At 67.8% G+C, this 18,772-nt stretch carries 22 protein-coding genes and 1 riboswitch; of the genes, 9 read left to right on the top strand and 13 right to left on the bottom strand.

The features are described from left to right. The first annotated feature begins 6 nt into the window (after positions 1-6). Both ACESMO_RS08965 and ACESMO_RS08960 read left to right on the top strand, forming a co-directional pair. Entirely contained in the window at positions 7-732 is a 726-nt protein-coding gene (locus tag ACESMO_RS08965) for a TVP38/TMEM64 family protein (protein WP_372707819.1), read from the top strand. Then, positions 729-2,192, top strand: a complete 1,464-nt coding sequence (locus ACESMO_RS08960; protein WP_372707818.1) for a sensor histidine kinase — start codon at positions 729-731, stop codon at positions 2,190-2,192. The genes ACESMO_RS08965 and ACESMO_RS08960 overlap by 4 nt, the downstream gene beginning before the upstream one ends. Before the next feature lie 383 nt (positions 2,193-2,575). Here the strand turns inward: ACESMO_RS08960 and ACESMO_RS08955 are convergent, their stop codons facing one another. The 8 genes from ACESMO_RS08955 to ACESMO_RS08920 all read right to left on the bottom strand — a co-directional run bounded on the left by ACESMO_RS08955 (position 2,576) and on the right by ACESMO_RS08920 (position 7,881). Beyond that, a complete protein-coding gene (locus ACESMO_RS08955; RefSeq protein ID WP_372707817.1) occupies positions 2,576-3,622 on the bottom strand; it encodes a ribonucleotide-diphosphate reductase subunit beta in 1,047 nt (348 codons plus the stop codon). A gap of 253 nt (positions 3,623-3,875) precedes the next feature. Beyond that, positions 3,876-4,235 (bottom strand): VanZ family protein, encoded by a 360-nt coding sequence (locus ACESMO_RS08950; protein ID WP_372707816.1) that lies wholly within the window; start codon positions 4,233-4,235, stop codon positions 3,876-3,878. Positions 4,236-4,270: 35 nt separating this feature from the next. After that, the gene (locus ACESMO_RS08945; RefSeq protein WP_372707815.1) at positions 4,271-4,873 is read right to left on the bottom strand and encodes a TMEM165/GDT1 family protein; all 603 of its coding nucleotides are present in this window, start codon (positions 4,871-4,873) and stop codon (positions 4,271-4,273) included. 416 nt (positions 4,874-5,289) lie between these two features. Continuing rightward, a complete protein-coding gene (locus ACESMO_RS08940) occupies positions 5,290-5,640 on the bottom strand; it encodes a hypothetical protein (RefSeq protein ID WP_372707814.1) in 351 nt (116 codons plus the stop codon). A 3-nt stretch (positions 5,641-5,643) separates the two neighbouring features. Further along, complete coding sequence (gene phaR / locus ACESMO_RS08935) at positions 5,644-6,237, bottom strand: polyhydroxyalkanoate synthesis repressor PhaR (RefSeq protein ID WP_372707813.1); 594 nt, start codon at positions 6,235-6,237, stop codon at positions 5,644-5,646. Positions 6,238-6,297: 60 nt separating this feature from the next. After that, on the bottom strand, positions 6,298-7,011 hold the full coding sequence (locus ACESMO_RS08930) for a hemolysin III family protein (RefSeq protein WP_372707812.1): 714 nt from the start codon (positions 7,009-7,011) through the stop codon (positions 6,298-6,300). Positions 7,012-7,145: 134 nt separating this feature from the next. After that, positions 7,146-7,274, bottom strand: coding sequence for a hypothetical protein (locus tag ACESMO_RS08925; RefSeq protein ID WP_372707811.1), 129 nt, complete (start codon positions 7,272-7,274; stop codon positions 7,146-7,148). A gap of 349 nt (positions 7,275-7,623) precedes the next feature. Next, the gene (locus tag ACESMO_RS08920) at positions 7,624-7,881 is read right to left on the bottom strand and encodes an Lrp/AsnC ligand binding domain-containing protein (protein WP_372707810.1); all 258 of its coding nucleotides are present in this window, start codon (positions 7,879-7,881) and stop codon (positions 7,624-7,626) included. 46 nt (positions 7,882-7,927) lie between these two features. Here ACESMO_RS08920 and ACESMO_RS08915 point away from each other — a divergent pair, with 46 nt between their 5' ends. Both ACESMO_RS08915 and ACESMO_RS08910 read left to right on the top strand, forming a co-directional pair. Continuing rightward, a complete protein-coding gene (locus ACESMO_RS08915; protein WP_372707809.1) occupies positions 7,928-8,752 on the top strand; it encodes an alpha/beta hydrolase in 825 nt (274 codons plus the stop codon). A 366-nt stretch (positions 8,753-9,118) separates the two neighbouring features. Then, a complete protein-coding gene (locus tag ACESMO_RS08910) occupies positions 9,119-9,790 on the top strand; it encodes a bifunctional 4-hydroxy-2-oxoglutarate aldolase/2-dehydro-3-deoxy-phosphogluconate aldolase (RefSeq protein ID WP_372707808.1) in 672 nt (223 codons plus the stop codon). Positions 9,791-9,964: 174 nt separating this feature from the next. On the opposite strand, the gene ACESMO_RS08905 is transcribed toward ACESMO_RS08910, so the two are convergent. The 4 genes from ACESMO_RS08905 to ACESMO_RS08890 form a co-directional block, all read right to left on the bottom strand. Next, entirely contained in the window at positions 9,965-10,813 is an 849-nt protein-coding gene (locus ACESMO_RS08905) for a ribokinase (RefSeq protein WP_372707807.1), read from the bottom strand. Beyond that, on the bottom strand, positions 10,810-11,754 hold the full coding sequence (locus ACESMO_RS08900) for a nucleoside hydrolase (RefSeq protein ID WP_372707806.1): 945 nt from the start codon (positions 11,752-11,754) through the stop codon (positions 10,810-10,812). Before ACESMO_RS08900 ends, ACESMO_RS08905 begins: the two co-directional genes overlap by 4 nt. Positions 11,755-11,815: 61 nt before the next feature. Then, positions 11,816-12,478: an aspartate/glutamate racemase family protein gene (locus tag ACESMO_RS08895; RefSeq protein ID WP_372707805.1), complete on the bottom strand. Its 663-nt coding sequence runs from the start codon at positions 12,476-12,478 to the stop codon at positions 11,816-11,818. Continuing rightward, the gene (locus ACESMO_RS08890; RefSeq protein WP_372707804.1) at positions 12,478-13,476 is read right to left on the bottom strand and encodes a D-cysteine desulfhydrase; all 999 of its coding nucleotides are present in this window, start codon (positions 13,474-13,476) and stop codon (positions 12,478-12,480) included. Before ACESMO_RS08890 ends, ACESMO_RS08895 begins: the two co-directional genes overlap by 1 nt. Before the next feature lie 59 nt (positions 13,477-13,535). Here ACESMO_RS08890 and ACESMO_RS08885 point away from each other — a divergent pair, with 59 nt between their 5' ends. The 5 genes from ACESMO_RS08885 to thiC all read left to right on the top strand — a co-directional run bounded on the left by ACESMO_RS08885 (position 13,536) and on the right by thiC (position 18,612). Continuing rightward, on the top strand, positions 13,536-14,312 hold the full coding sequence (locus tag ACESMO_RS08885) for a DUF4019 domain-containing protein (RefSeq protein ID WP_372707803.1): 777 nt from the start codon (positions 13,536-13,538) through the stop codon (positions 14,310-14,312). 191 nt (positions 14,313-14,503) lie between these two features. After that, positions 14,504-15,115 carry a TetR/AcrR family transcriptional regulator gene (locus tag ACESMO_RS08880; RefSeq protein WP_372707802.1) on the top strand — a complete coding sequence of 204 codons (612 nt, stop codon included), beginning with the start codon at positions 14,504-14,506 and terminating at the stop codon, positions 15,113-15,115. 47 nt (positions 15,116-15,162) lie between these two features. Next, positions 15,163-15,996: a TIGR02587 family membrane protein gene (locus ACESMO_RS08875; protein ID WP_372707801.1), complete on the top strand. Its 834-nt coding sequence runs from the start codon at positions 15,163-15,165 to the stop codon at positions 15,994-15,996. Positions 15,997-15,999: 3 nt separating this feature from the next. Next, on the top strand, positions 16,000-16,404 hold the full coding sequence (locus tag ACESMO_RS08870) for a hypothetical protein (RefSeq protein WP_372707800.1): 405 nt from the start codon (positions 16,000-16,002) through the stop codon (positions 16,402-16,404). 16 nt (positions 16,405-16,420) lie between these two features. After that, positions 16,421-16,530, top strand: a riboswitch (TPP riboswitch). Between the two features lie 54 nt (positions 16,531-16,584). Further along, positions 16,585-18,612 carry a phosphomethylpyrimidine synthase ThiC gene (gene thiC, locus ACESMO_RS08865; RefSeq protein WP_372707799.1) on the top strand — a complete coding sequence of 676 codons (2,028 nt, stop codon included), beginning with the start codon at positions 16,585-16,587 and terminating at the stop codon, positions 18,610-18,612. 40 nt (positions 18,613-18,652) lie between these two features. Here thiC and ACESMO_RS08860 read toward each other — a convergent pair. Further along, the coding region (locus ACESMO_RS08860) for a transposase (protein WP_372707829.1) at positions 18,653-18,772 on the bottom strand (120 nt) is incomplete at its 5' end.

Raw genomic sequence — 18,772 nt, 5'->3', positions numbered from 1 at the left:
GTGACGATGGACCGGCTGAAACGCTTTCTGCCCCTGATCGCGATGGTTGGCGTGATCGCGCTCATCTTCGGCATGGGCTGGCACCGCTATCTATCGCTCGACACCTTGCGCGTCCACGGCCAGGACTTCCGCGCCTTCACCAGCGACAACTATCTGCTCAGTTTGCTGTTGCTCATGGCGGTGTTCACCGTCCTGACGGCCAGCGTGGTGCCGGGCGTCTTCTTCGTGACCATAACCGCCGGCTATCTTTTCGGGCCGTGGGTAGGCGGCGTGTCCACCGCCATCGCCGCGACGGCGGGGGCGTTGATCGTCTATGCGGTGGCCCGGTCGGCGCTGGGCGAGCAGCTGCGCAAGAAGGCGGATCGTGACGCGGGTATGATGCAGAAGGTCTGCGCCGCCATAGACAAGGACACCTTCTGGTACGTGCTGGCCACCCGTCTGGCCGTGGTCGTGCCCTTCCACATGATCAATGTCGCCGCGGGCCTGATGTCGGTGCGACTGACGCCCTACGCCGTCGCCACCGTGATCGGCCTTCTGCCCGCGCACATCATCTACTGCTGGATCGGGGCGCGGCTGAACACTCTGCTGGTGACGAACCCGGATCCGGATTTTCAGTCCCTCTTCGCCCAGTTCTGGGCCCCCATGGCCGGTGTGTTCGTCCTGGCCATCGTCCTGCCGTTCGTTCTGAAGACGACGCAGGCGGCGCTGGCCCGGCGAAAGCGCGCGCCGTGACGGAGTCGCGTCCGTTCCTCAGCGCCGCGCGGCGTTTCATGCGAATGCCGGCCGACTGGCGCGACCGGCTGGGCTTTCACGCGCCCGACGCCCTGGCCTGGCGGCTGCTGCTGCTGACAGTTGTCTTCACCGTGGCGGTGGGCATGCTGATCATCGCGCCCAACGCCGCCAGCTTCCACGAGCGTTGGCTGCTCGACCGGCTGCAATCGGCCGAGCTGGCGTCCGTCGGTGTCGAGGCCCTGCCCTATTCGATGGTCGAGGACGACACCGCCAACCAGCTGCTGGCCATCGGCGGCGTGCAGGCCGTCGTCGTCGGGGACCAGGGCGTGCGCCGGCTCCTGCTTCAAGCCCCGAACCTGCCGCGCGCGCCAGACCTGATCGATCTTCGCCAGGCCCGTCCTCTGGCGCGCCTGACCGATCCCTGGCGCACGCTCGTCGGGCATGAGGATCGCTCCATCCGCGTGCAGGCTCGCCCGCGTTATCGCTCTGGCGACTTCATCGAAATCCTAGCGCCCGCAGAGCCCCTCAAGGCTGAGTTGCGCGCCTTCCTGTTGAACAGCCTGCTGGTGTCCCTACTGATCTCGCTGGTCGCCGGCGGCCTGCTGTACGGCGGTCTGGCCTTCCTGGTGCTGCAACCGCTGCGCCGGGTCACGCGCGCCATCGAGCGGTTCGCAATCGATCCGGAAAGCGAAGGCGATCCGCCCAGCGACCGCCATGACGAGATCGGCCGCGTCGAACGCGAGCTGGCGCGCATGCAGGAAGAGGTGCGCCAGTCACTGCGATCCCGCGCCCGTCTGGTGGCGCTGGGCGAGGCTGTGGCCAAGATCAATCACGACCTGCGCAACATGCTCACCTCGGCGCAGATGGCGTCCGAGCGTCTCGCCGCCTCGCCCGATCCCGAGGTCGCCAGGGTGCTGCCCCGGCTGGAACGCGCGCTGGGCCGCGCAGCGGCCCTGTCGCGCAATGTGCTGGAGTACGGCAAGAGCGAGGAGCCGCCGCCCCAGCATGTTCGCATCGCCATGGCCGCCGCCATCGCCGCGGCGGCCGAGGACGCCGGCCTGACCGCTGAGGGCGTGCGTCTGAACAAGTCCCTGCCCGCCCGCTTCGCCGTCCACGCCGATCCCGATCAGTTGCACCGCATCCTGGTCAATCTGATGCGGAATGCCCGCCAGGCCATCGAGGGCGACGCGACCCGGCGGACCGGCCGCAAGGGGGTGGTTCGCGTCACGGCCGCGGGCGAGGACGGTGCCTGGGTCATTCGCATCGCCGACGACGGTCCGGGCATTCCCTCGCGTCTGTCTGAAAGCCTTTTCGAGCCCTTCGTCAGCGGCCGCGCTTCGGACGGTGCCGGCCTGGGCCTGGCCATTTCGCGCGAACTGGCGGTCAGCCACGGCGGCGGACTGAACCTGGTCGAGACCGGACCAACGGGCACTGTTTTCGAGCTGCGCCTTCCGGACTGAGGCGGCGGCGCCAAATACGGCGAGCGGTATATGAGAGCATCGACCTGATCGACGCCCGACATCCCCAGACCATCCTGGCCTGGGGCATGAACGGCCAGACCCTGCCCGTGCCCTAAGGCGCGCCGCTACGCCTGCGAGTCGAGCGTCAGCTGGGCTACAAGCACGCCAAATACATCAAGCGCATCGAGGCTGTCGAAAGCTTCGACGACCTCGGACAGGGCAGGGGCGGGTATTGGCCCGACCGCGCCTATGAATGGTACGCGGGAATCTGAACGCCTGCTTTCGGCCGAGGGTCGTCCCGCGCCTGACGATCCTGCCTGGCGGATGCGCCTCCATCATTGAGATCGAGGGCGCCGCCACCCTGCGGTGCGCAGACGCCCTGATCAGCCCGCGACCATGCTCATGTCGCGGCGGGCCATCATCTTGTCGAACTCGGTCCAGACGCCCTCGGTGCCGTGCCAGGCACCGGTGGTGGCCGCCTTGGAGTATTCCGTCGCGCGGGCCTCGAAGAAGTTGGCGTGCTCCACGCCCGACAGCAGGGACTGCAGCCAGGGCAGGGGATTTTCTTTCGCACCATAGACTTCCGGCAGATGCAGCTGGCGCAGGCGCCAGTCAGCGATGAACCGGATGTAGGCCTTGATGTCGTCCGGGGTCATGCCCTGCACCGGGCCCATTTCGAAGGCCAGGTCGATGAAGCGGTCCTCCATCTCGACCACCGTCTTGCAGCAGTCGACGATGTCGTCGGCGACCGCCTTGGTCACCGCGCCCGTCTCCTTGTTGAAGGCATGATACAGCTTGATGATGCCGTCGCAGTGCAGGCTCTCGTCGCGCACAGACCAGCTGACGATCTGGCCCATGCCCTTCATCTTGTTCTGGCGCGGGAAATTCATCAGCATCGCGAACGAGGCGAACAGCTGCAGCCCTTCGGTGAAGCCGCCGAACATGGCCAAGGTGCGGGCGATGTCGCCGTTGGTCTCGACCCCGAACTTGCCCATGAAGTCATGCTTGTCGCGCATGGCCTCGTATTCCATGAAGGCCCCGAACTCGCTCTCGGGCATACCGATGGTCTCGAGCAGCAGCGCATAGGCCGCGATGTGGATGGTCTCCATATTGGCGAAGGAGGCCAGCATCATCTTGACCTCGGTCGGTTTGAACACCCGACTGTAGCGCTCCATGTAGTTGTCCTGCACCTCGATGTCGGCCTGGGTGAAGAAGCGGAAGATCTGGGTCAGCAGGTTGCGTTCCGACGGGGTCAGATTGGCCGCCCAGTCCTTGCAGTCCTCGCCCAGCGGTACCTCTTCGGGCATCCAGTGGACCTGCTGCTGCTTCTTCCACATGTCGAACGCCCACGGGTAGCGGAACGGCTTGTATGCCGCTGATGGGGTCAGCAGGCCGGGGCTGGCGGGAATGATGGAGGCGTGGGCGTTCATCGGGAACTCGGCGCTGAGCAGGCGGAAGAGAAGAAGTTCATCATGCGTCCTGAACCGTCCGGCGCCAAGCCGAAATACGGCTATATTGCGATCACGATTTCTGCGGACGCTAGATGTGGTAGACGAGCGACAGGCGGCTGGGGATGAAGCGGGGGACGCTTGAATGCCCGGCTGGTGGCCCCGGCGGAAAACTTCAGCCCCGCTTCCAGCCGTCGCGCCGCGCATGGGCGAGAGCGTGCGGCGCGTTGACGCCCTATCGCCGCTTCGAGATCTGAAACGCCTCGCGCGGCTGGAACCCGCGCCAAACCGCCCAGGCCAGAAGCGCCGCGGCGACCCCCAGAATGTCGGCCAGCAAGTCAGCCCAGCTGGGATCCCGGCCCGTATAGCTCTGGATCACCTCGACCGCGCCGCCGATGGCGATGGCGACGGCGGCCGCGATGACGCGGGGCATTCTGCGGAACAATACGCCCAGGCTCCACAAGATCAGGCCGAAGGCGATGAAATGCGCGGCCTTGTCCCAGATCAGGCCGCTGGGCTCGGCCTGCGGGCCGATCATCAGGGCCAGTAGCACCGTCATGACGACGGCTCCGGCGAGGCGGAGAAACAGACGCATATAGAGAAGGCCTTGTTGGAAGGACCTTGCTCCTATCAGCCCGAGAGCAGGACCCAAAGGCCCGTGGCCGCGAAACCGGCCGCGGCGGCGACGCGGATCCAGCGCATCGGCAGCCGTCGCGCGGCGCTCTCGCCCAGCAGTACCGCCGATCCGGTGACCAGCATCATGCCCAGCGTCGATCCCGCGACGACCAGCGCCAGGGAGTCGAACCGGGCGGCCAGCATGGCGGTGGCGACCTGGGTCTTGTCGCCCATTTCAATCACGAAGAAGGCGGCGGTGGTCGTCCAGAACACGCCAGAGAAGGTCTTTTCCGTCATGTCCGGCTGTTGGTCGAACCGGTCGGGGATCAGCGCCCAGAAGGCGAAGCCGATGAAGGCGACGCCGACGGCCCAGCGCACCCAGTCGCCGTCCGTGAAGCGCGCCAGAACCGATCCCGCCAGGGCCGCGAACGTATGGTTGGCCAGGGTGGCGACGAAAATGCCGAGGATGATCGGCATGGGCCGTCGCCACGCCGCCGCCAGCATGATGGCCAGCAGCATGGTCTTGTCCCCGATCTCCGCGATGGAGACGAGGCCGGTCGAAATCAGGAAGGCGTCCAGAACGATCACTCTACGCGGGGGCGTCGGCGGGTGGACCATTGGCGTTCGCAGCCGGCCCCCGCGTGGAAGCACCCTGCGAAGCCAGCGGTCTCGCCATGTTGGTGGTCCTATTGCTCGCCTCGCGGAGGCTCGCTGCTTGAGGACCAATACGGTCCGCCCTCAAGCAGCCTCGCGCCGTGCGCGAGGCGACAGGGCCACTTACAGAACGCGCCATCCTCTCCGGGCGAGAGGAAGTGTGTTGACGCGAACCCCGCATGAGACGCTGCGGGCGGCTACTCCCCGATGACGAGGGCGTCGATACGCCCGGGCTGCGCCCGGCGCAAGGTCAGCTGAAGGCGACGAAGATCAGGGCGACGACCGTGACATCGACGGTTCGGGCGAGAAAGGTCAGCATGGCGGCGGTCCCGGACGGAGGCGATACGACCTAATCTTCAGCAAGGACCGTGCCGTCGGGGTCAGACGTCCGTGTCGGTGGACTTGCCGGGCCTGGGGCGGCGCTCGGCGTCCCCCGAATAGGCCGCGCCGAGATAGGTCGAGCGGGCGGCGTTCAGCACCGGAGGGCCGCCCTTCAGGCCCCGACGCTGCCCGGTCTGACCGATCATCTGGGCGTCGAAGGCGGCCGCAGAGGCGGCGGCGGCGGGCGTCGGGGCAGCTCTTGCCGGGGGCTCGGCAGCTTCAACCGGAAAGTCTGTGGTGACGAGGGCGCGAGTCTGGGCGGCGACGCGGCGCTCGGCGGCCCGACGTTGGGCCGCGCGTCTGTCATCGCGACGCGCCACGGGTTCGACCGGGCGGACCTCGTCGGTCACGGCTCAGCCGCCCTTGCCGGTCGAAAGCTTGTCCAGCTGAGTGCGCATCTCGTCCATCTGGCGGCGCATCTCGGCCAGAGGATCGGTGGCAGGCGCCGACTCGCTTGCGGGACGGGCCACGCCGGCGCCCATGGCGTTGAAGCCGGGCCACAGCTTCATGGCGTCGGTGAACAGGGCCATATTGCGCTTGACCGCGTCCTCCATGATCCCGGCCCCCGGCGTCGCGCCGAAGGTCTTGGAGAACTGACCGCGAATTTGCTCCTGCTGACGGCTGAAGCTTTCCAGCGACATCTCCAGATAGCTGGGCAGGACGCCCTGCATCTGGCCGCCGTAGAAGCCGATCAGCTGGCGCAGGAACTGGACGGGCAGCAGGGCCTCGCCCCGGCTCTCCTCCTCGAAGATGATCTGGGTCAGGATCTGGCGGGTCAGATCCTCGTTGGATTTGGCGTCATAAACGACGAAATCCGTTCCTTCGCGGACCATCCGCGCCAGGTCCTCCAGCGTCACATAGGCGCTGGTCGAGGTGTCGTAGAGCCGCCTGTTCGCATATTTCTTGATGACGACAGTGTCGCCGGGTCCCGCTTTCCTGTCCGCCACGCCCGACCCCGATCCTGTTGCATTGCGCCCACTATCCCGCAGCGCGAAGCGTCGCGCAAATTAGCCCATGGCGGCGGGTGCGAGCACCACGCCGACCAGGACCGCGGCCCAGTGCACGGAAGCCCCGGTGACGACGAAGCCGTGCCAGATGGCGCGGCGGAACTTCACCTTCGGGCTGATGAAGACGAAGACTCCGGCGGTATAGATCAGACCGCCCAGCACCAGCAGGCCCAGGGCGACCGGATGGACGGTATCCATCAGCGGCTTGAGCGCGAGCAGGGCAAGCCACCCGAACAGCGCGTAGATGGCGCTCCAGAAAGCATCGGAAATGCGCGGCGCGACCAGTTTGGTGACGACCCCCGCCAGCGCCACGGTCCAGACGAGCAGGGTGAAGCCGATGGACCAGGCGCCTTCAAATCTTTGGGTGGTGAAGGGCGTATAGCTGCCGGCGATCATCAGGAAGATGGCCGCCTCGTCCAGCCGCCGCAGCACGGGCCGCGCGGCGCAGGGGCGGGTCTGGTTGTAGATGGTCGAGGCGGTCAGCATGGCGACGAGGCAGAGCGCATAGGCCGAGGTGGCCACCACGGCGCCGATGCCGGAATAAATGGCCGCCAGTACCGCCAGCACAACGCCGCCGACGGCGGCCAGGGTCAAGCCAACGACGTGGACGACCAGGTCGGCCGTCTTTTCGGCGGGCGAGCGATAGTGCTCGATCATGTCGAGCTCATCGGCAACGCAGACCCGTCCGAACAGAGTTTTCAATCGCATGAGCATGGACCCTCAAGCCTTTGTGCCCGATCTTCGTTCCAGACCATAGGCACTGTGCGATGACCATCCGCTGAACGGCGCGCGGAAAGCGCGGTCGTGCGACGAAAAGGTCACTGTCAGGGGGCAGGTGCGAGCTCACCCTAGCGGAAGTTGCAGCTGACCCCGGCCCACAGGTTGGTGACCGTGGCGGTGGCGGTCGTTCCGGACAGCAGCCCGTCGACGTCGGCCGCTCCGAACTCGGGACCGAGGGTGTTGACCGCGACTTCCACGCCGGAATGGGCCGCGCGCCGGCCAGCCGGCGAAGGTCCCGTCCTGGAACAGCAGTTGCAGTCCGTCGCCCCAGGTCGCGAACCTCAGCGGAACGGCGCCGCATCCCCCGTCCCCGGCCAGCACGTCCTCGGCCGGCGCATAGGCCCGGGCCGTCGCCGGAGCGGGCGTCACGGGGCCGGTCGCGGGCGCTTCAGCAGCGGGCGCGGCCGGTGTGTCGGCGGGGGGCCTGGGCCGGAGGCTGGCAGGCGGCAAGGACCAGGCCGGCAAATGCGAGCGGGGCGAGCTGTTTCATGACCCCGAACCCAACGTGGTCCCACGACACGTTAACGCGTGGGCTCCCGCCCTGGCTCATCGCCCCGACGGCAAGAACGGCGAGAAGGTGATGACGGTGAAGGTGTCGCGGATATTCGGTCGGGTCTGAACGGACTTCGTCACGAAAGTGCCGATGTCCATATCTTTCGGGAGTTGGAATTTGGCCAGCAGGTCATATTGGCCGGACGTCGAATAGACCTCGGACACGTGCTCTACATTGTCCACGATGTCGGCGGCGACGTCGTTGGCGTGACCCAGCTCGCATTTGATGAAGACGAAGATGGCGGTCATCATGGCGGCGGTCCTTCCGTGGTCAGGAAGGTGTGTAGCGGATGGATTCGTGACAGGCGAGATCGACCTCGAGTCCCCCGACTTCGAAAGCCAGTACAACAACCGCGCCCGCGTGCCCGACCACCCGGCGGTGATGCAGCGCTGGCGCGAGACCGCCCAAGCCGCCCGCGCCGCCCATCCGCCGATCCAGATCGCCTACGGCGAGGGCGAGCGCGAGGAGATGGATCTGTTCGACGCCGGCCCCGGCGCGCCCGTCGCCATCTTCCTGCACGGCGGCTATTGGCAGGCGCTGGACAAGGACTGGTTCAGCGGCCTCGCGCCCCCGCTTCTGGCCCACGGCGTCAGCCTGATCGTTCCCTCCTACGACCTCGCGCCGGCCGTTCGGCTGGGGCACATCCTGCGCCAGGTGCGCGAGACAGTGGAGACGGTTCGCGCGCGGACCGGCGTCCGTCCCGTGGTCTTCGGCCACTCCGGAGGAGGGCATATGGCGGCCTGCATGCTGTCCGAGGGGCGGGCCTCCGCCGCCGTCGCCATCAGCGGGATCTTCGACCTGCGCCCCCTGGTGCAGACCTCGCTGAACACGGCCCTCGACCTCGACGAGGGCGAGGCCGCAGCCCTGTCGCCGGTCTTCTGGCCGATTCCCAACGGCTCAACGCCCGGGGGCACGATCCTCGACTGCGTCGTCGGCGGCGAAGAGAGTCCCGAGTTCCTGCGCCAGTCGCGGATGATGACCGACCACTGGGCGGCGAATGGCGTGGAGGCCCGCTGCGAGGTCCTGCCCGGGCTGAACCACTTCACCGTGCTTGACCCGCTGTTCGCGGCGGACAGCCGTGTTGTGACGCGGATCGCGGCCCTAGCCAGGGCAACCGCCTGAATCATCGTCTGTGGACGACACATTCACCGCTTGACCGCAGTGGGAAATGGTTATTTTTGAACCCCGAGGTCCCGCATCGCCCGCCAGCCTGCGCTAACACCGAGAGTAGATGTTTCGCGCCCTCCGACGACTGTTTCGACAACTTCGCTGCCGCCGCCATCGCTGGCGGCACGACCGCCGAAATTCCGGCCGTGAGTTCTGCGACCTCTGCGGCGCGAAGCGTCAGGCGGGCTCATTGACCTCGCGGGTTTCGAAACACAAAGTTCCGCGCGATCCAGAGAAACCCGGGATCAAACGCTTTCGCGAGGGGTGGCGCTTGCGATAAGCGTGGTGGGTCACCGGAATGACCGGCGGAGTCAAACCCTCATGCGCCACGACCGTCTCGCCGTTCTGACCGCGCTGGAGGCACAGGGCGTCGCACCCGTCTTCTATCATCCGGACAAGGACGTCTGCCTGAACGTCATCCGCGCCTGCGCGCGAGGCGGGGCCGGGGCGGTGGAATTCACCAACCGCGGCGACTTCGCCTGCGACCTGTTCGGCGAGATCGCGCGCGAGATACAGGCGACCGATCCCGACATCATCCTGGGCATCGGCTCGGTGATGGACGCCGGCACGGCCAGCCTGTTCCTGAACCGGGGCGCGCGCTTCGTCGTTAGCCCCTGTCTGGTCCCCGAGGTCGCCCGCGTCTGCAACCGCCGCATGACCGCCTACTTCCCCGGCTGCGGTTCGGTCACCGAGATCGGCCAGGCGCACGAGCTGGGTTGCGAGATCGTCAAACTGTTCCCCGGTGCCAGCGTCGGCGGCCCCGACTTCGTCAAGGCCGTGCTGGGCCCCATGCCCTGGACCAAGATCATGCCGACCGGCGGTGTCGACCCCGATGAGGCTTCCATCGCCAAGTGGTTCAGCAGCGGCATCGTCGCGGCCGGCATGGGCTCGAAACTGATCACCGACGCAGCGCTCAAGGCCGGTGAGTGGGCCGCCATCGAGACGAATGTGCGCAAGACGGTCGAGGCGGTCGCGGCCTTCCGGGCGAACTAGACCACTTTTGCTTCAGGTCGAATCGACCTGAATCCAAAAAATGGTCCAGAATCATGCTGGAGCGAAATCTGAGCCTTGATGGACTGCGTCCATCAAGACCGATTTCGCTCCAGCTGGGTTCAGCCGCCGTCGAGCCAACGCTGGACGGAGACGAGGGACCGCGCCGCACCATAGTTACGACCTTATAATACGGCCCTCGACCTCGGCCCGGGTCGGCAGGGACGGCTGGGCACCCGGCCGGGTCGCGGCCACGGCTCCGGCGGCGCAGGCGAAGGCCAGGGCGTCTCCGACCTCCATCCCCTCCAGCAGGGCCAAGCAGATAGCGCCCACGAAGGCGTCCCCCGCGCCGGTCGTGTCGATGGCCGTGACCCTGGGCGGCGCGGCGCGGGCCACCTCGGCGCCGCGCTGGTACATGATCGCGCCCCTCGCCCCTTGGGTCACCACGACGCGCCCGCCGCCGCGGTGCAACAGGTCGCCGTAGAAGGCGGCCTCGGTCTCGTTGACGATCAGCAGGTCGGCGCGACGCAGCAGCTGGTCCGATACCGGCGCGGCGGGGGCCAGGTTGACGCAGACAAACCCGGTCGCACGGTCCACGGCCGCCTCGACCGTGGCGATCGGCAGTTCCAGCTGGACGATCAGCGGGCAGTCGATCCGGGCGGGCAGGTGTTCAGGCGTGACGCCATGGTTGGCGCCGGCGCAGACCACGATCTGGTTCTCGCCCGTTTGATCCACAGCGATCAGGGCCACGCCGGTCGGCTCGGCCAGATCAGTGTCCACGCCCGTCAGGTCCAGCCCGTGCGCAATCAACAGGGCCATGGCCGCGCTCGACATCTCGTCGTCGCCGACCCGCCCGATCAGGGCGACGTCCGCCCCCAGCTTGCGCGCCGCCAGCGCCTGGTTGGCACCCTTGCCGCCGGGATGCCGGGCCAGCGTCGCCCCCGTCACCGTCTCGCCCGCCCGGGGCAGGAGACCGGCCGTGGCCACGAAGTCCAGGTTGATCGAGCCGACGACGGTGATCTTCATCCCGCCGCCTTCACGATCAGGTCGAACACCCCATCCGCGTCCACCGTGGCGGCCCAGAGGTGAGGCGCGGTCGCCGCATCGACGCGGAACTCCACGGACGTATGCCCGCGCGTCAGCTCGCTCTGCGTCTCCACCGCGATCTTGCACGGCTTCAGCGTGAACAGCTCGGGCTTCAGCACCCAGGCCACGGGGCAGGGGTCATGCACCGGCGGCCCCCACCCGGATAAAGAGGGCCAGCCGACGATCTCGCGCTCGACTGTCTGGGAAAAGGTCATCATCGCCGCCGCCACGTCGCCCTTGGGCGTGCCCACGGCTCCAATCGCCGCGATCCGCGCTTCGGTCGCCCGCACCTGATGGGTGACGTCGAGGCTGAACATCGTCACCCGGCATTCGCTGCGCAGCACTTCGTCCGCGGCTTCGGGATCAGCCCAGATGTTGAACTCGGCCGAGGGCGTGATGTTGCCGCCTTCGCTGCGCGCGCCGCCCATCACCGCCACCGCGCCCAGTCTGCGGGCCAACAGCGGCTCGCGCCGAAGCGCCAGCGCCAGATTGGTCAGCGGACCCAACAGGGCCAGCGCCACCGTCCCCGGCGGGCGCGCGTTCACGGCACTGATGATGGCGTCGACGCCGTGTCCGTCCGCGACCGGCCTGGTCGGCGCGAACGGCGTCATGAAGCCCAGCCCCTCCTCGCCGTGGAATTCTCCGGCCCCGGCGGGCTTGCGGCGCAGCGGCCGGTCAGCGCCCGCGTGCACCGGCACGTCCTGGCGTCCGGCGATCTGGCGCAGCATGCGCGCGTTGCGCGTCGTCTTGGCCAGCGGCGCGTTGCCGCCCACGGTGGTGATTGCCAGCAGGTCGAGCGCGGGCGAACCGAAGGCGAGCATCAGCGCCACGGCGTCGTCCACGCCGGGGTCACAATCGATGATGAGGGATTGTTTGTTCACCGGCCCTGATGGCCCGCCGGGCGGCGAGGGGCAAGAGGCGCAACAGGATTGCGGTGTCGCTCTATCCGCACAGCGTCACACACCGCGCGGCGAGCACCTCGGCGGAATCGGTGAACGGGACCGCCACATCGTCCGGGCCGAGCAGCAGCGGCACCTCGGTGCAGCCCCCGATGACGCCCTGCGATCCCCGGGCGACGAGCGCGGCCGCCAACCGGCGCATGACCCCGCGCGGCCCCTCGCCGACGTCGCCGCGCTTGACCGCGAACACGGCCTCCATGAAGGCGGCGCGGTCCTCGCCCTCCAGCCGGACGATCTCGCATCCCGATGCCTCCAGCGCGGTCGCGTACAGCGCCTCACCTCCGGGCGTGGCCAGCACCCCGATCCGCCTTGCCCCATCCGCCTTCGCTGCCCTGGTGGTTTCCGCAATTATGTCGATGAAGGGCAGGCCCGCCGCACGGATGGCATCGGCATGGGCGTGCGCGGTGTTGCACGGCATGCACAGGATCTCGGCGCCGGCGTCGCGCAGGCTCGCGGCCATCCGGCCCAGGGTCTCGCCCGCCTCCACGGCCCGGGTGTGGCGGTGCGGCACTTGCGGGTTCAGGTCGATCAGCATGCGGATGTGGTCGTCGTCGCCCTCAGCGGGCGTCAGGGCCTGCACCCGCGCCAGAAAGGCCACCGTCGCCGCCGGTCCCATGCCGCCCAGAACGCCCAGAACCTTGCCCATCAGAGCGCCCCCTCTATCTCGCCCTGATACCCGAACAGGCCCTGGGCCCCGCCGGTGTGCAGGAACACCACGCGCTCACCCTCGAACCGGCCGGCCCTGGCCAGCGCGATCAGCCCCTTCATCGCCTTGCCGGTGTAGACCGGGTCCAGCACGATGGCATCGGTCCGCGCCGCCAGCTTCAGCGCCTCGATTACCGCCGCGTCGATCAGGCCGTAGCCCTCGCCAACATAGTCGCAGTCGGCGACCACCATGTCCGCCGTCACCGCGTTCGGCCGACCCAGCAGGGCCGCCGTGGCGTGGGCGAGCTTCAGCACATTCTCTTCCTGCCTGGCCTTCGGTGCCCGCACGCCGATGCCCAGCACCGGGATGTCCGCCCCCATGACGGCCAGACCGGCGACCAGACCGGCATGCGTCCCGGCGCTGCCCGTCGCGGTGACGATCCGGTCGATCTGCATGTCCAGCTCATCGGCCTGGACCACGATCTCGCGCGCGCAGTCGACATAGCCCAGCGCGCCGATGGCGTTCGAGCCGCCGCCCGGGATGATGTAGGGCCGCCCACCACGCGCGGTCACCTCGGCCGCGCTGACCTCCAGCTGAGCCGTCATGTCCGAGCCGCCGGGCACGGTGCGCATCGTCGCGCCGAACAGCCGGTCCATCAGCACATTGCCGTTGCGGGTGTAGTCGATCGCTTTCGACCCCGTCCGTTCTTCCAGAATGACTTCGCAGGCCAGGCCGTGGGCCGCCGCCGCCGCCGCCGTCTGACGCACATGGTTCGACTGCACCGCGCCCTGGGTCACCAGCGTATCCGCACCCTGTTCGAAGGCGTCGCCCAGCAGGAACTCCAGCTTGCGGGTCTTGTTGCCGCCCCCGGCCAGTCCCGTGCAGTCGTCCCGCTTGATCCAGATCTCGACCCCCAGCGCCTCACTCAGCCGCGGCAGAGGCTCCAGCGGCGTCGGCAGATGGGCAAGGCGGATACGGGGGAAGCGGGCGAGATGCATAATCTTGACTCCCGACGGACAAGGGCCGTCTGCTGCCGCAATAAACCAGCGAGGCCAGCTTGCCCAATATACTGTACGTCGCGATCGCGTTGCTTGTCGGCCTCGGTCAGCCGCAGCCGTCATCGGCGGTCCAGGTCGAACGGCTCGGCGACGCCGGATATCGCCTCACCGTCAAAGTGGAGGGGACGCAGGACCCCGGCACAGCGTTCGCCTTGTTGGCACCCACGGCGGCCGAGCTGTGCGGCGATCTGGCGGCCCAGTACGGTCGGTACCAGTTTGCGGCCGATGGCTTGGCACCCGGCCAGACCGGGCCGGAACGCGACAGCGTCACCCTGAACCAGGATCTGACGTGCGGTGAGATCCCTCCCCCGCCCGCAGCCCCCGCCGCTCCCATCTCCCTGACGCAGATGGATATTGACGCGCTGACGCCGGTCATCCTCGATCTCACGGGCCAATATTTCTCTGCCGTTGAACAGCTCCGCGACACCGACGCCTTCGCGCTGACCGATCCCGAAATGACCGGTGGAGCGCCGCTGGAAGACTGGATCGCCCGCGCCGGCGAACGCCGAAGCGTCGTTGGGTCGCCCGTGTCGCGGCAGGTCGCCAAACTCACTTGGTATCCCAACCCGCCGGACAGCCCCCGGCCGGGTCTGTATGTCGCGGTGGACTACGTCGCCGGCTGGTCGCTTCAGGACGAGTGCGGCTATCTGATCTGGTTCAGGCCCGATGCGGAGACCCCGTTTCGTCTGACGCGCCAGCAACAGACCTTCCTCCCGCAAGATCTGGATTCAGGAACACGGGCCGCCTTGCGCGCCGGGCACTGCATCACACAGTGAGGAAAACTTAGCCGCCGACGGAACCGCGTCGCCGGACCGTTGTTATCACTACGGACCCCGCGGCGATGCGCGCTCGACAAGTCCGACGCGGCCCGGCTTCGCTGACGCCCCCCGACGCAGGCCGGGCCGCACCCTTTCCCCCATGACTCAATCCGCTTGTCGCTTCCGCCCTGCGGCGTGATGCTTACTCCATGGCTGATTCGCCGATCAGACTGCGCGACCGCGTCTCCACCGAGGGCCTCATCGTCCAGGCCGGCGAGCGGATTTTGCTGCGCGACGGCTTTCCCGGCCTGAATGTCCAGACCTTGGCCGCCGAGGCCCATTGCGACCGCAAGCTGGTCTATCGCTATTTCGACGGCGCCGACGGGGTGGTCGAGCGCATCGCCGCGCGCGCCCACGCCGCCCTCGGCGCCAGCCTCGCCTCCATCCCTCAGGTCGAGACCGCCAGCTGGCGCACCTTCGCCCACATCAGCCTGCTGACCTGGCTGGCCGCCCTGCGCGCCAGCCCACTGTCGCTGCGGTTGATGGCCTGGGCCTTGGTCGAGGATTCGGACCTGCTGCGCCGGATCGAGGCCGACCGCGCCGCCGTGCTGCAGACCTGGATGCGTGAGCGCCGCCCCCGCCTGCGCACCTCGCCTGGGGGCGACCCGGCCGCGCTGAACGCCGTGCTGATGGCCGCGGTGCAGCATCTGGCCCTGTCCGGTCTAGCCCGGGGCGCCTTCGCCGGTCTGGCGCTGGACCCGGCCGGCTGGGCCCGGATCGAGGTGGCGCTGGAGGCCCTGCTGGCCGCCGTCCCCGACTGATTACCGTCGTCGGCGGAGCCCTGTCGCCCGTCGAGCGTTGCCGCAAGATGAGCACCGCGCCCGTTCTGGATCTGGCCCGCGAAAAGACCTATGCGGCCAGTCTGGCGCGCGCGTTCGGCGGAGCCCTGATCTTCGTTTTTCCGCTCCTGATGACGATGGAGATGTGGGCCTTCGGCATGGCGATGGAGCCGGTTCGTCTGATCGCCTTCGTCGTCCTGGCCCTGCCCCTGATCTATGGTCTGTCCGACTACGCGGGTTTCAACGCCCAGCGCGGCTGGCGGAACAACCTGTTCAACACCCTGACGGCCCTGGCTGTCGGCTTCGCGACGGCGACGGCTTTTCTGGCGCTTTTCGGCCTGCTGGGTCCCGAGGTCGCCCCCGGCGACGCCATCAGCCGGATCACGCTGCAGGCTGTACCCGCCGCCATCGGCGCAAACCTCGCCCGGCGCCTGCTCGGCGCCGGTGTCTACGAGGGCGACGAGCGCGACGAGGATACCGCCTCATACTTCGGCGAGCTGTTCCTGATGGCGGCCGGGGCGGTGGTCCTGGCCTTCAACGTCGTCCCGACCGAGGAGATTGTGCTGATCGGTTACCAGATGGCGGCCTGGCAGATTCTCCTGCTGGCCCTGCTGTCGATCGCCCTTCTGCATGCCCTGGTCTTTTCGGTCGGTTTCGCAGGACAGCATGACGCGGGTCGTCCCGGTGCCGCCCTGTTCCAGTTCACCTTCGTGGGCTACGCCATCGCCCTGCTGACGAGCCTGTTCATGCTGTGGGTGTTCGGACGCCTCGACGGCCAGACGCCGTCGGCGATCGTCGCCACCACCGTCGTGCTCGCCTTTCCCGCCTCGCTCGGAGCCGCCGTCGCGCGGCTGCTGGTCTGACCCATGGCCCGCAAGCCCGCCATCGCCGCCAGGCCCTCGCCCAAGCCGCTGCTGGAGTGGATCGTCGCCGGCATCGGCCTGGTCCTGACCCTGGGCACCCTGGGCGGCCTGACGCTGGAGGCTATGGCCCCGCGCACCCCGCCCGACCTGTCGGCGCGCGTGCTGTCGGTCTTGCCGGGGGGCGCAGGCTTCCGGGTCGAGGTCGAGGTCTCCAACCGCGGCCGCATGACCGCCGCCGCCGTGGATGTCGAAGGCGTCCTGACCCCGCCCGCCGGCGCGCCCGAGACGGCGGCCGCCACCCTCGACTACGTTTCCGGCGGAGGGACCGAGACCCTGACCCTCAGGTTCCACGGCGATCCGCGTCGGGGCCGGCTCGATCTGGCGGTGCGGGGCTGGTCCGAGCCGTGAGACAGGTCTATCGTGGTGACGTTCTCCGGGGAGCCGCGCGCGCAGCGGCTGAGATTGGCGTATCCGCCTGACCCGTCGAACCTGATCCGGGTCATGCCGGCGAAGGGATGGGAAACGCTTCGGTCCACGCGACAGGACCCCCACGCCCGACGTCGGCGGACCTCCACACCAGAGGCCGCCATGAACATTCTCGTCACCCCGCCCGAACTGCCGCAAGAGCCCCCCCACGACTCGGGCATCGATCTGGCGCTCAAAGACGCCCGCGATCAGGTGATGAAGGAGACCGGCACCATCCCGACCGGGGAGCGCGCCGGGTCGCACAAGGTCTATGTCGCCGGCGAGCTCTACCCCGACATCCGCGTCCCCTTCCGCGAGGTCGCCGTCCCCCCCTCGGCCAATGAGCCGCCGGTGACCATCTATGACAGCTCCGGCCCCTATACCGACCCGACCGTCACCATCGACATCAAGCGCGGCCTGCCGCTGGTGAAGTCGTCGTGGCAGCTCGACCGTGGCGACATCGCCCCCGTCCTTGACCCCCGCGAGGTCAAGCCCGAGGACAACGGCAACGCCCGCGGCAAGAACCTCGCCCCCCGTTTCGACACCTCGCATCACAGGGTCTTCAAGGGCGTGCCCGGACGCCCGGTCACCCAGTACGAATATGCCAACGCCGGCATCATCACGCCCGAGATGGAATACGTCGCCATCCGCGAGAATATGCGGAGAGGAGAGGCGCGGGACGAGGGGCGAGGGGCGAGTGACGGTGGTTCCATCATCACCCTGCACGACGGCACGACGCTGGCGGCTTCGGGCTTTCCTGCCTCGACCCTTGACCCTCGCCCCTCGCCCCGCGACGGCGAATCCTTCGGCGCCTCCATCCCCGACTACGTGACCCCCGAATTCGTCCGCTCCGAGATCGCCCGCGGCCGGGCCATCATCCCCCACAACATCAACCACCCCGAAGTCGAGCCGATGATCATCGGCCGAAATTTCCTGGTGAAGATCAACGCCAACATCGGCAACTCGGCCGTCCTGTCCTCGGTCGACGACGAGGTCGACAAGCTGGTCTGGGCCACCCGCTGGGGGGCCGACAATGTCATGGACCTGTCGACGGGCAGGAACATCCACAACATCCGCGACTGGATCGTGCGCAACTCGTCGGTCCCCATCGGCACCGTGCCGATCTATCAGGCGCTGGAAAAGGTCAACGGCGTCGCCGAGGACCTGACCTGGGAGGTCTATCGCGACACCTTGATCGAACAGGCCGAACAGGGCGTCGACTATTTCACCATCCACGCCGGCGTCCGTCTCCCGTTCGTGCCGATGACGGCCAAACGCGTGACCGGCATCGTCTCACGCGGCGGCTCGATCATGGCGAAGTGGTGCCTGAGCCACCACAAGGAGAGCTTCCTCTACGAGCATTTCGAGGACATCTGCGAGATCATGCGCGCCTATGACGTCTCGTTCAGCCTTGGCGACGGCCTGCGCCCCGGCTCGATCGCCGACGCCAATGACGAGGCCCAGTTCGCCGAGCTGCGCACCCTGGGCGAGCTGACCAAGGTCGCCTGGGCCCACGGCTGTCAGGTCATGATCGAGGGCCCCGGCCATGTGCCGATGCACAAGATCAAGGCCAATATGGATGAGCAGCTGAAATGGTGCCACGAGGCCCCCTTCTATACGCTGGGGCCCCTGACCACCGACATCGCCCCGGGCTATGACCACATCACCTCGGCCATCGGCGCGGCCATGATCGGCTGGTTCGGCACGGCCATGCTCTGCTACGTCACGCCCAAGGAGCATCTGGGCCTGCCCGACCGGCAGGACGTCAAGGACGGCGTCATCACCTACAAGATCGCCGCCCACGCCGCCGACCTGGCCAAGGGCCACCCCGCCGCCCGCGCCCACGACGACGCCCTCAGCCGCGCCCGGTTCGAGTTCCGCTGGGAAGACCAGTTCAACCTCGGCCTCGACCCGGAGACGGCCCGCAAATACCACGACGCCACCCTGCCGAAAGAGGCCCACAAGACCGCGCATTTCTGTTCGATGTGCGGCCCCAAATTCTGCTCGATGAAGATCAGCCACGACATCCGCAAGGACGCCGCGGCGCAGAATGATGCGGGGGAGTCGCTGAAGGCGGAGGCGGAGGCCGGGATGGCGGAGATGTCGGCGAAGTTCAGGGCAGGGGGCGGGGTGGTGGAGGTGAAGGTGTGAGGAGCCTAACTGGAGTCACTTAGGCTCAGGACTCATTGCGTCATAGCCAGAAGATGACGGTTGCGGCGATGGCGATGGCGGACATGAAGGTGTGTGCGCATCGGTCGTAGCGGGTATGGATGCGTCGCCAGTCCTTGAGCCTGCCGAACATGTTCTCGAT

This window comes from Brevundimonas sp., assembly GCF_041688735.1.
In the GTDB taxonomy this organism is placed as follows: Bacteria; Pseudomonadota; Alphaproteobacteria; order Caulobacterales; family Caulobacteraceae; genus Brevundimonas.
The sequence above is the reverse complement of the archived record's forward strand: the minus strand, read 5'-3'. Positions and strand labels throughout refer to the sequence as shown.